This window comes from Streptomyces morookaense (assembly GCF_013030945.1).
In the GTDB taxonomy this organism is placed as follows: domain Bacteria; phylum Actinomycetota; class Actinomycetes; order Streptomycetales; family Streptomycetaceae; genus Streptomyces; species Streptomyces morookaensis.
Window position 1 is genome coordinate 1 of record NZ_JABBXF010000166.1, and the last position, 271, is coordinate 271.

General features: G+C 56.8%; 1 rRNA gene. It reads right to left on the minus strand.

Features of this window, described 5'->3' with window-relative positions:
* Positions 1 to 271, minus strand: a 23S ribosomal RNA gene (locus tag HG542_RS33875); the annotation flags it as partial.

A 271-nucleotide genomic window follows, 5' to 3' on the forward strand; every position in this document is an offset into this window, starting at 1 on the left:
CGCCAAGCAAGCTTGACGGCGACGCTCCCACGGCTTGTAGGCACACGGTTTCAGGTACTATTTCACTCCGCTCCCGCGGTACTTTTCACCATTCCCTCACGGTACTATCCGCTATCGGTCACCAGGGAATATTTAGGCTTAACGGGTGGTCCCGCCAGATTCACACGGGATTTCTCGGGCCCCGTGCTACTTGGGTGTCTCACAAGCAAGCCGCATAGATTTCAGCTACGGGGGTCTTACCCTCTACGCCGGACCTTTCGCATGTCCTTCG